This window comes from Microbacterium sp. LS_15, from assembly GCF_041954735.1.
GTDB lineage: Bacteria > Actinomycetota > Actinomycetes > Actinomycetales > Microbacteriaceae > Microbacterium.
The window spans coordinates 19,279-28,894 of sequence record NZ_JAVAYD010000022.1 but is presented as its reverse complement, the minus strand read 5'-3'; the positions used below and the strand labels follow the sequence as shown (position 1 = coordinate 28,894).

Here is a 9,616-nt window from a genome sequence, read left to right as displayed (position 1 = left end):
ATACACGTACGGCGCCGTCGGCAGCGTCAGATGGGAAAAAGAGACAGGCCGCGCACGGACCCGCCGGCGTCGCTCGGCGAGGCTCGCGCGGCCTACGTGCCGCCGGTCGCGAAGCGCGACGACGGCGTGACCGACTACTTCGCCACGAGCCTGCCCGAACTGCTGCTGTTCACGCAGGAGGGCGAGGACGAGTCGTGAGCACGCCGCTCTCGGGCGTCCAGGTCGAGCTGCGGTCCGGCCGCTACCGCGCCTCGATCGCCGGCGTCGGGGCGACGGTGCGCGTGCTGCAGTACGACGGCGTCGACGTGATCGTGCCGTTCGCGGCGGGGGAGGTGCGCCCGGCGATGCGCGGTGCGCTGCTCGCGCCGTGGCCGAACCGGATCGCCGACGGCGAGTACGCGTTCGAGGGCGACGTGCACAGGCTCGTGCAGAACGAGCCGGAGACGCGAACCGCTGCGCACGGCCTCGTCGCGTGGACCGACTTCGCGGTGGTCGACTCGGCCGTCGACCGCGCTGTGCTCTCGGCGGTCGTCGCTCCGCAGCCCGGGTATCCGTGGCGAGTGCGGATCGACGTGGAGTTCCGGCTCGGGCCGGACGGTCTCGCGCAGGAGGTCTCGGCGACGAACGAGAGCGGCACCGCGGCGCCGGTCGGGCTCGGCGGGCATCCGTACCTCACCGCGGGGACTGCGGGGGCGCGCTCCATCGACGCGCTGACCTTCGAGCTGGATGCCGCGCGAGTGCTGCTCGTGACCGAGGACCGGATGCTGCCCGACCGCCTCGTCGCGCTCGGGGACGACGCAGGAGGCCGCGACTTCCGCCGCCCTCGTCGCATCGGCGGCGCGGTCGTGAACAACGCGTTCACCGGTCTGGCCCTCCGCGACGGACGCGCTCGCGCGCGCCTCACCGACGACGACGGACGCGGCGCCGAGGTCGAGTGGGACGCGCGGTGCCCGTGGGTGCAGGTCTACACGGCCGACCACGGCGTCGGAGCCGACCACCGGGCCGGCCTCGCGGTCGAACCCACGACCTGCCCGCCCGACGCGTTCCGCTCCGGGCAGGACCTCTTCGTCGTGCCGCCGAGCGGGTCGGTGGGCGCAGGGTGGATGATCCGCAGCATCGGGCGGTGACGCGGCATCCGTCTGCTGCCCTTGACGCTCAGCCCTTGTGCTGGGCGCGGTAGCTCGTCGGGTTCACTCCGTGCAGCCGACGGAAGTGGCGCGAGAAGTACAGCGGATCCGTGTAGCCGACCGCGGTCGCGATCTCGCGCACCGACAGCGAGGTCGTGTCGAGCAGATTGCGCGCATGGGTCATGCGCAGCGACGTGTGGAACGCCGCCGGACCGCTCCCCGTGGCCTGACGGAACAGCGCGCTCAGATGCGACGGCGACATGCCGACGAGCGCCGCGAGCTCCGCGACCTGGATGTTCCCGTCGACGCGCGACTCGAGGTACCGCATCGCCCGCTCCAGCGCGGACCCCTCGCCGGGCAGGATGCTGTCGGCCGCGATGCGGGTGAGCAGGTTCCAGGCGATGCCCGAGGCGACGAGCAGCTGCGGAGGGGACAGACGCCTCTCGAGCACCGTGACGAGCTCGTCGAACAGGGCGACGACCCGGTCGATCGCGCGCAGCCGCGTGGTGGGGCTCTGTCGGCCGAGGGTCTGCGCGGCGAGCTCCGCGGCATCCGTCCCTCGCACGTGCAGCCACCAGATGCTCCACGGGTCGTCGTCCGACGCCTCGTACGAGTGCGGAGTGCCGGCCGAGATCGCGATCGACGTCGACGGGGTGAGCGCATGCGACTCGCCCGCGATGGTCACGGTGCCGCGCCCGGCCACGCACAGCAGCACGACGGTCTCGGCGGCACCCCGCGGCCGCACCCGTCGGTGACCGCGGGCGTGCGGGAAGTACCCGGCATCCGTGACGAGCAGGCGGCGCGTGCCCGCCGTGTTCAGCGCGCTGTCGACGAGGGGTCTCGGCAGCACGCACAGACGCTGATGCTCGAACCCCTCCATCCGGTAATGCGGGAGAGGGATGATAGGCGTCTCGTCCATGAGCTGTCCTGAGGGTCGGCGGTGGCACGGGTCGCCGCAGCGACCGATACTGCCAGGCTAATGCCCCTGGCCGATCACGGTACGAGATGGACAGTGTGAACGGCGGTGTGGTGGAGTCAGAGGAACGTCCATATGATCCGTTTGATCGTCCTCCACGCGCGCCGGTCGCGCGATGTACGTTCGATCTGTTCCGCACACCTGCCGGTCGTCCTGGCCGGTCACGCACGAAGACGAAGGAGTCTCAATGTTCGCCACCCGCAGCCGCCTCTGGGCGCGGACCGCCGCCGGCGGCGCCGCCGTCCTCGCGCTTGCAGCGCTCACCGCCTGTTCGTCCGGAATGGAGACCGCCGAGCCCGCCGCCGGCGGCGGAGGCACGTCGGACGGCCCGCTCACCATCGCCCTCATCCAGAAGCAGGGCGACCAGCAGTACTTCGTCGACGAGGCGAACGGCGCGAAGGAGGCGGCCACCGAGGACGGCGACGTCACCATCAACGTCGTCGACGTCAGCACCGACTCGAACAAGGCCATCTCCGAGGTCGAGGCCGCGATCGCCCAGGGCGTCGACGGCATCATCATCGTCGTGCCGGACACGCAGATCGGCCCCCAGGTGATCCAGCTCGCCGCCGACGCCGGCATCCCCCTCATGGCCGCCGACGACCCGATCGTCGACGCCAAGGGAGACGCCGCGCCGTTCACCGGCTTCGACGGCACCTCGATGGGCGAGAAGGTCGGCGCGGACGCCGCTCGCCTCTACCAGGAGGCCGGATGGACGGCCGCCGACACCCGCATCCTCTCCGCCTACAAGCAAGACCAGCCGAACTGCGTCGAGCGGGTCGACGGCGCCATCGACGCCTTCTCGAAGGCCGTCTCCGACGGACCGGAGGTCATCGAGGTGGGCACCGACAACTCCGCCACCGACGCGCAGGACAAGGCGGGTGCCGTCATCACCGCCAACTCCGGCGTGAAGCACTGGGTGGTCTGGGGCTGCAACGATGAGAACGAGACCGGCGTCGTGACGGCCCTGCAGAACGCCGGCGTCGCCCCCGCCGACATCGTCGGCGTCGGACTCGGCGCATACCTGACCTGTAAGGACTGGAACGCCGGACAGGAGACGGGCAACAAGTCGGCGCTCTTCATCTCGGGCGTCGAGGTCGGCAAGGCCGCCGTCACCTCCATGGTCGACCTGCTGCGCAACGGCACCGAGCTGCCGCCGAAGACCGTCGCGAACACCGAGATCGTCGATGCCTCCAACTGGGAGGAGAAGGGCGTCGTCTGCACCTGACGCCCCACACGCGGGGCGGCCGTGAGCACGGCCGCCCCGCGTTCCCGGCATCCGATCACGAGAGGACACCATGACCGATCAGGCCGTCGCACTGCGCGCACAGGCGATCACCAAGTCGTTCGGCCCCGTGCGCGCCCTGCGCGGCGTCGAGCTGGAGCTCCGGGCCGGCGAGGTCACGGCGCTCATGGGCGAGAACGGGGCGGGCAAGTCGACGCTCCTCAAGATCCTCGGCGGCGACTACCCGCCCGACGGCGGCGAGCTGTCGATCGGTGGAGAGGCCGTGACGTTCTCCGGCCCCGCCGACGCCCGGGACGCCGGGCTGCGCGTCATCGCCCAGGAGCCCGAGATCGTCCCCTGGGTCTCCGTCGCCGAGAACATCTACATCGGGGCGCTCAGCACCGGCGGGTTCCGCCGCAGCCGCCTCGAACGCACCGCCACCGAGGAACTCCGCCGATGGGGGTTTGACCGCGTCATCGACGCCCGCACGCTCGGCGCCGACCTCTCTCCCGCACAGCGCCAGATCGTCGAGATCATGCGCGCCGTGATCGCCCGACCGAAGGTCATCTGCTTCGACGAGCCGACCTCGTCGCTCGGCGACGAGGAGGTGACGCTGCTCTTCGCGCTCATCCGCCAACTGCAGGAGGAAGGCGTCGCGATCGGCTACGTCTCGCACCGCATGGGCGAGATCTTCCAGCTCGCCGACCGCATCACCGTGCTCCGCGACGGTGCGTACGTCGGCACGAAGACCGTCGACGAGACCGACCACGACGAGCTCGTGCGCATGATGGTCGGCCGCGACCTGACCCAGTTCTTCCACCGCGAGCCCGCCGCTCTCGGCGAGGTCGTGCTCGAGCTCGACGACGTGTCGAACGAGTTCGTGCAGGACATCTCGCTGCAGGTGAGGGCCGGAGAGGTCGTCGGCATCGCCGGTCTCGTCGGCGCCGGACGCAGCGAGCTCATGAAGACCATCGCGGGCGATCTGCCCGTCGACGGCGGCACGATCCGCGTCGACGGGAAGGCCAAGCGGTTCCGGAGCCCGCGCGACAGCATCCGCGCCGGCATCGGATTCGCCCCCGAGGAGCGCAAGGCCGAGGCGCTGCTGCTCGAACGCAGCGTGCGAGACAACGCCGCCCTCGCCGTGCTCCGATCGCTCTCCCGCTGGATCTTCGTCAAGGACTCCGCCGAGACCGCGCTCGCGCAGGGCTACGTCGATTCGCTCCGCATCCGCACCCCCGGCACCGAGCAGCTCGTCGGACGCCTCTCGGGCGGCAACCAGCAGAAGGTGGTGCTCGCCAGATGGCTCGCCACGGCACCGCGGATGCTGCTGCTCGACGAGCCCACGCGCGGTATCGATGTCGGTGCCAAGGCCGAGATCTACGCGATCATCGACCGTCTCGCGCACGAGGGCGTCGCGGTGATCGTCGTCTCCAGCGAACTCCCCGAGGTGCTCGGCGTCTCGGACCGCATCTATGTCATGGCCCACGGCCGCATCACGGGAGAGCTCCCGCGCGCCCAGGCAACCGAAGAGAGCATTCTCGCGCTCGCGATGGACGAGGAGGTCGCCGCATGAGCGACAGGATCGACAACCCGGAGGTCGTGAAGACCGGTGCGGCCGCGACGGCCACGGTCGAGAGACCCGACGCGGAGCGCCCCTCCCTGGCGCGCCGGATCCTCGGCGGGGTGGGCGTGCAGAACGTGTCGCTCATCCTCGCGATCGTGCTGGTCGTCGCCGTCATCGGACTGCAGAACCCGCTGTTCTTCAGCGTCGCGAACCTCAAGGTCATCGGCACCGCGATCGCGATCATGGGTCTGCTGGCGGTGGTGCAGACCATCGTCATCATCCTGGGGGCGCTCGACATCTCGGTCGGGTCCATCGCCGGCCTCACCTCGGTGACATCGGCCATGATCTTCACCGCCGCCGGCCCCGTGCTCGGGGTGGCCGGCGCGATCGGGATCGGCGTGCTCTGCGGCCTCGTGAACGGCTGCATCATCGTGTTCGGACGGGTCAACCCCGTGATCGCGACGCTCGCGACCCTCGCGGCGTTCAAGGGCATCGCGCAGCTCATCTCCGACGGACGCGCGCAGGGGTACACCGGCGCCGACCCGTTCTTCGTCTTCCTCGCACGAGGCGCGATCGGCGGCATCCCGACCCTCATCCTCGTGCTGCTGCTCGTCGCGCTGCTCGCGCACATCGTGCTGCGGTACACCTCGGTCGGCCGCAACATCTACGCGGTCGGCGGCAACAACATCGCCTCCCGCCTCGCGGGCATCGACATCAACCGGTACATCATCGGCGTCTACATGGTGACCGGTGCCGTGGCGGCGATCGCCGGCATCCTCATCACCGCCCGCACCGGATCGGGTCAGCCGATCTCGGGGTCGGAGGGGCTGGAGCTGCAGGCCATCACGGCCGCCGCGCTCGGCGGGGCAGCCCTCAAGGGCGGCAAGGGCACCATCTCGGGGACGATCCTCGCCGTCATCCTGCTGGGCGTGCTGACCAACGGCATGACCATCCTCGGGGTGAACTCGTTCTGGCAGAACGTCGCGCAGGGCGCCCTCCTCGTGATCGCCGTCGTGATCCAGCAGCTGCGGTCGGGGGAGCGCCGCATCGGAATACCGGGCTGACGCTCCGGGAGATCGACAGCTCGATCGCTTAACCTGGAGTCATGCCTCGTCAGTCCGCCGCCGTCTACCGCCGTCGGCGGCTGGTGGCCGTCGTCGGACTCATCCTGTTCCTCGCCGTGATCGGCATCTCGGTCTGGCTGCTCGTGTCGCGGCCCTGGGCCAGCGCGGCCGAGACCGCACCCGTGCCGAGCCCGTCGGCGTCGCCGACTCCGACGACCGATGCCGCACCCACCGACACTCCCTCCGCGGACCCCTCCGAGGAGCCGGTGGCGGAGGAGACGCCAGGGGTCGTCGCGTGCGAGGCGAAGGACGTCGTGGTCTCGGCTGTGACGGATGCCGACACCTACGCGGCCGGTCAGCTGCCGAACCTGTCGATCTCGCTCACCAACAACGGCCCCACCGACTGCACGATCGACGTCGGATCCAGCACCCAGGTGTTCACCGTGTCGAGCGGCGCCGACGTGTGGTGGCGGTCGACCGACTGCCAGGAGAACCCGAGCAGCATGATCGCCACGCTCGCGGCCGGCGCGACGGTCACGAGCAAGGTCCCCGTCGTGTGGGACCGCACGCGGTCGAGTGTCGAGACCTGCGCGCAGGAGAACCGTCCGCGCGCCCCCGGCGGCGGATCGTCGTACCACGTGGCCGTGGAGATCGGCGGGTTCGCCGCCGCGGCGACCAAGCAGATCCTCCTGTACTGACCTCGGCGCAAGCGCAATGGTTGAATACCGGTGCAGTTTTCCGGTGCGTGTCCGGCGCGTGAATACCGACCCGGATTCAGCTTCGATGGTGACTGCGAGCCCTCTTTGGGATACCATTGACACGGCTCTCCAGATCTTTGCGGCGCTATGCCATCCCCAGTGGCGTCGACTCACAGCGTCCCCAGCGCTTCGACACTGCCGCCAGAGAGCCTGGGCCCTCTCGAGTACCCCAGTCCCCAATGGAGGACTCGAGAGGGCCCCATTCCGTCTCCGGGCCCGACTCGTCGGAGGCTCGTCCTGGAGTCCGCTGAATATGCTGGAGGCATGGCAGCGAAGAAGGCGAAGAACGGCAACAACAAGCCCGCCCCCGAGGATTTCCGGTCGGATGCTCTCGCCCAGGCGCTCGAGAAGCAGGACGTCGCGGCCGTCGCCCTCGCCCTGCGGCACGGCACCACCGTCGTGCCGCTCATCTCGCCCGGAGCCCGCGACAACCCGCTCGACAGCGGCGAGGTATGGACCTACCGCGACCCGAACAGCGGCGACCTCGCGCTGCTGCTGTTCAGCGACGCGAAGAACAAGCCGGCCAACCTGCCGCCCGGAGTGGGGATCTACGGCGCCGACTGGCTGCGGAAGTTCCTCTCCGCGCACCCGATCACGACGGTGTTCCTCGACATCGCCGGACCGCACCCGATGCAGGCCTCGCCCGACGAGATCCTCAAGGCCCTCGACGCCTGACCCGGGCGGGGGACCGTTTCGTCTTGCTCGGCTGCGCCGTGCTCGCTCGACGACCCGTGGGTTCGCGCGGCGAGGGCCGTGCCGCGGGGGCGTGTCAGAAGGGCGGGATGTCGCCCTCGCGACGGCGCGAGGTGTTGCGCGCCCTGACGTCGTTGAGCGCGGCGCGCAGCGTCTTCGAACGGTCGTCGACGACCTGCTCGTAACCCAACCGTGAGGCCTCCGACCGCCGCTGTGCCGACTGCGTCACGGGCCTGATCTCGCCCGCGAGACTGAGCTCACCGACGACGGCGACGGTGCGCGGCACCGAGATCTGCTGGATCGACCCGGCCACGGCGATGGCGATCGCGAGGTCGGCGGCGGGTTCCGTGAACCGCACCCCGCCGACGGTCGACACGTACACGTCGAGCGTGCTGGTCTTGATCTGCGCGCGGCGTTCGAGGATCGCCAGCACCATGGCCACCCGCGACGAGTCGAGTCCGTTCACGACGCGTCTCGGATTCGGCGCCGTGGTGTTGACGGTCAGTGCCTGCACCTCGACCGGCAGGGCGCGGCGCCCCTCGAGGGAGATCGCGACGCACGTGCCCGGCTCGGTCTCGCCCTGCGACAGGAACAGGCCAGAGGGATCGGGGACCTCGGCGATGCCGTCTCCGGTCATCTCGAAGCATCCGACCTCGTCTGTCGGGCCGAAACGGTTCTTGAGCGCCCGGATGAAGCGCAGCGACGTCTGGCGGTCGCCCTCGAAGTGGCAGACGACGTCGACGAGGTGCTCGAGCACCCGGGGGCCGGCGACCTGCCCGTCTTTCGTGACGTGACCGACGATGATGATCGGCAGCCCGCGCTCCTTCGCGATGCGGATCAGAGTCGCGGCGACCTCGCGCACCTGGCTCGGCTGGCCGGCCGCTCCGTCGATCAGCGACGACGACACCGTCTGCACCGAGTCGACGATGACGAGCTGAGGCGCGACCTCGTCGATGTGACCGAGGATCGTCGCCAGGTCGGTCTCGCTCGCCAGGTACAGCTCGTCGTGCAGAGCGCCGGTGCGCTCCGCGCGCAGCCGCACCTGGGCCGGCGACTCCTCCGCGCTCGCATACAGGACGCGCCGCCCCGCCTGCGCGGCGCGCGCGGCGACCTCGAGCAGCAGGGTCGACTTGCCGACGCCCGGCTCACCGCTCAGCAGGATCGCCGCCCCCGGCACGATGCCGCCGCCGAGCACGCGGTCGAACTCCGACACCCCGCTCGTGCGCCGAGGCGCGTCGGTCGTGGTGATCTGCGTGATGGGGCGCGCTGCCCGGTCGGCGCTCGGCGCGAGCGGCGTGACGCGGCTGAGGATGCCCGTCTGCGCGCCCTGCTCCTGCACCGTGCCCCACTGCTGGCACTCGGCGCAGCGGCCGACCCACTTCGCCGTCGTCCACCCGCATTCCGTGCAGACGTACGCGGGAGGAGCGGGTTTGCGGGCAGCCATGCAGCCAGGCTATCGCCGGTATCCGACATCCCTATCGCGGCGGGCATTATTCACGGCCGGAAGCCTCGAACGGCGCCGACCGGCGCGGGATACTGGATCCATGGCCAACGGAGCGCCCGTCTGCGGGCCGATCTCGACGTTCTCCCGGGTGCGGATCCTGCATCTGGTGCAGAGCCGTGCCGAGCGCACGATCGGCGAGCTGTGCGAGGCCACCGGACTGCATCCCAACACGGTGCGCGAGCACCTGCAGCGCCTCATCGAGGGCGGCTACGTCATCCAGGCCACCGAGCACCGCACCACCCGTGGCCGGCCGCGCACCCTCTACAGTGCGGCCACCGGCGCGGGCGACGCATCCAGCCCGATCGCCCGCGACAAGGCGAAGGCCGCGGCCCAGCGCGGCGATCTGCTGCGTCGGATGCTGCCGGCCACCGCATCCGCTCTCGGTCGCGACGCGACCTATCAGCTGGACGCCCTGATCGAACACCTGGAGGAGAGCGGCTTCGCGCCCGTCGTCGACGACGAGCAGCTCACTGTCGATCTCAGCCCCTGCCCGCATGCCGCGGGTCGTGCCGAAGACCGTCCGATGCTGTGCTCCGTGCACCTCGGCCTCATGCAGGGGGTGCTCACCGAAGCCGGTGGGCCGCTCGCCGCCGAGGCCGTGCGCACCACCGACCTCGCGGAGCACTCCGCGCGGCCGGAGGAGTGCGTCGTGCAGCTGCGTCTCACGGAGATGACCGCCGCCTAGCGCGCGTCACCTGATCCACGGTC

General features: G+C 70.5%; 10 protein-coding genes. 8 read left to right on the top strand and 2 right to left on the bottom strand.

Annotated elements, in window-relative coordinates; genetic code table 11:
• Both RAC69_RS16400 and RAC69_RS16395 read left to right on the top strand, forming a co-directional pair.
• The coding region (locus RAC69_RS16400) for a hypothetical protein (RefSeq protein ID WP_375087772.1) at window positions 1–198 on the top strand (198 nt) is incomplete at its 5' end.
• Window positions 195–1,127 carry an aldose 1-epimerase family protein gene (locus RAC69_RS16395; protein WP_375087771.1) on the top strand — a complete coding sequence of 311 codons (933 nt, stop codon included), beginning with the start codon at window positions 195–197 and terminating at the stop codon, window positions 1,125–1,127. The genes RAC69_RS16400 and RAC69_RS16395, both read left to right, overlap by 4 nt.
• Before the next feature lie 28 nt (window positions 1,128–1,155).
• On the opposite strand, the gene RAC69_RS16390 is transcribed toward RAC69_RS16395, so the two are convergent.
• Complete coding sequence (locus tag RAC69_RS16390) at window positions 1,156–2,046, bottom strand: helix-turn-helix domain-containing protein (protein ID WP_375087770.1); 891 nt, start codon at window positions 2,044–2,046, stop codon at window positions 1,156–1,158.
• Window positions 2,047–2,290: 244 nt separating this feature from the next.
• Between RAC69_RS16390 and RAC69_RS16385 the strand changes: the two genes are divergently transcribed.
• The 5 genes from RAC69_RS16385 (at window position 2,291) to RAC69_RS16365 (ending at window position 7,386) form a co-directional block, all read left to right on the top strand.
• Window positions 2,291–3,328 (top strand): substrate-binding domain-containing protein, encoded by a 1,038-nt coding sequence (locus RAC69_RS16385; RefSeq protein ID WP_375087769.1) that lies wholly within the window; start codon window positions 2,291–2,293, stop codon window positions 3,326–3,328.
• Between the two features lie 70 nt (window positions 3,329–3,398).
• Complete coding sequence (locus tag RAC69_RS16380) at window positions 3,399–4,898, top strand: sugar ABC transporter ATP-binding protein (protein ID WP_375087768.1); 1,500 nt, start codon at window positions 3,399–3,401, stop codon at window positions 4,896–4,898.
• Complete coding sequence (locus RAC69_RS16375; RefSeq protein ID WP_375087767.1) at window positions 4,895–5,953, top strand: ABC transporter permease; 1,059 nt, start codon at window positions 4,895–4,897, stop codon at window positions 5,951–5,953. The genes RAC69_RS16380 and RAC69_RS16375 overlap by 4 nt, the downstream gene beginning before the upstream one ends.
• A gap of 41 nt (window positions 5,954–5,994) precedes the next feature.
• Entirely contained in the window at window positions 5,995–6,651 is a 657-nt protein-coding gene (locus RAC69_RS16370; RefSeq protein ID WP_375087766.1) for a hypothetical protein, read from the top strand.
• A gap of 324 nt (window positions 6,652–6,975) precedes the next feature.
• Window positions 6,976–7,386: a dehydrogenase gene (locus RAC69_RS16365; protein WP_375087765.1), complete on the top strand. Its 411-nt coding sequence runs from the start codon at window positions 6,976–6,978 to the stop codon at window positions 7,384–7,386.
• A 94-nt stretch (window positions 7,387–7,480) separates the two neighbouring features.
• On the opposite strand, the gene radA is transcribed toward RAC69_RS16365, so the two are convergent.
• The gene (radA, locus tag RAC69_RS16360; protein WP_341933370.1) at window positions 7,481–8,848 is read right to left on the bottom strand and encodes a DNA repair protein RadA; all 1,368 of its coding nucleotides are present in this window, start codon (window positions 8,846–8,848) and stop codon (window positions 7,481–7,483) included.
• Between the two features lie 100 nt (window positions 8,849–8,948).
• Between radA and RAC69_RS16355 the strand changes: the two genes are divergently transcribed.
• Window positions 8,949–9,593 (top strand): helix-turn-helix transcriptional regulator, encoded by a 645-nt coding sequence (locus RAC69_RS16355; protein WP_375087764.1) that lies wholly within the window; start codon window positions 8,949–8,951, stop codon window positions 9,591–9,593.
• Window positions 9,594–9,616: the final 23 nt, after the last annotated feature.

What these genes read in the sequence shown, in the direction of transcription:
- RAC69_RS16390 (WP_375087770.1), bottom strand. Translation starts at nt 2,046, where the DNA reads ATGGACGAGACGCCTATCATCCCTCTCCCGCATTACCGGATGGAGGGG.
- RAC69_RS16385 (WP_375087769.1), top strand. Translation starts at nt 2,291, where the DNA reads ATGTTCGCCACCCGCAGCCGCCTCTGGGCGCGGACCGCCGCCGGCGGC.
- RAC69_RS16380 (WP_375087768.1), top strand. Translation starts at nt 3,399, where the DNA reads ATGACCGATCAGGCCGTCGCACTGCGCGCACAGGCGATCACCAAGTCG.
- RAC69_RS16375 (WP_375087767.1), top strand. Translation starts at nt 4,895, where the DNA reads ATGAGCGACAGGATCGACAACCCGGAGGTCGTGAAGACCGGTGCGGCC.
- RAC69_RS16370 (WP_375087766.1), top strand. Translation starts at nt 5,995, where the DNA reads ATGCCTCGTCAGTCCGCCGCCGTCTACCGCCGTCGGCGGCTGGTGGCC.
- RAC69_RS16365 (WP_375087765.1), top strand. Translation starts at nt 6,976, where the DNA reads ATGGCAGCGAAGAAGGCGAAGAACGGCAACAACAAGCCCGCCCCCGAG.
- radA (WP_341933370.1), bottom strand. Translation starts at nt 8,848, where the DNA reads ATGGCTGCCCGCAAACCCGCTCCTCCCGCGTACGTCTGCACGGAATGC.
- RAC69_RS16355 (WP_375087764.1), top strand. Translation starts at nt 8,949, where the DNA reads ATGGCCAACGGAGCGCCCGTCTGCGGGCCGATCTCGACGTTCTCCCGG.